Here is a 557-nt window from a genome sequence, read left to right as displayed (position 1 = left end):
CCAAACCTCATTGATGCTGACTCTCGGCATACTGGGATACCCAAAAGCCGGCGAATCTGAATCGATGGCGCAAACAGGAGGTTTGCGTTGGGTTCAGCGAGTTCTCTGCGTGCAGAGTTTGATGGGGAGATGCTGCGTCTTCTGGCCCGACAAACAAAGGACGCCAATCAGGCGCGGCGACTGGTGGCACTTGCGTCGATCTATGATGGTGGATCACGCGCAGATGCTGCCCGGCTCGGCAGCGTGACTACACAGATCGTGCGCGACTGGGTGGTGCGCTTCAATGCGCGCGGTCCCGATGGGTTGATAAACGGCAAGGCCCCGGGCAAGTCGTCGTTGTTGAATGACGATCAGCGTGCGGCCTTGGCACAAGCCATCGAGCGCGGTCCCACCCCCTATCTCGATGGCGTCGTGCGCTGGCGTCTGTGTGACCTGGCCCAGTGGCTGTGCGATGAGTTCCGTGTCCCGGTGAGCGAGCAGACCTTGGGCCGCGAAGTGCGCTCGATGGGCTACCGCAAGCTCTCGGCTCGCCCCAGGCATCGTGCGCAGGATGCTGA

General features: G+C 61.6%; 1 protein-coding gene. It reads left to right on the top strand.

Annotated features, from left to right (window positions below; genetic code table 11):
• Positions 1 to 129 precede the first annotated feature (129 nt).
• Positions 130 to 557 (top strand): helix-turn-helix domain-containing protein (locus NKH99_RS32685; protein ID WP_353017995.1); only part of this gene is annotated, 428 nt, incomplete at its 3' end.

Origin of the sequence: Mesorhizobium sp. M0854, from assembly GCF_040319815.1 — a bacterium.
GTDB lineage: Bacteria > Pseudomonadota > Alphaproteobacteria > Rhizobiales > Rhizobiaceae > Mesorhizobium.
The sequence above is the reverse complement of the archived record's forward strand: the minus strand, read 5'-3'. Positions and strand labels throughout refer to the sequence as shown.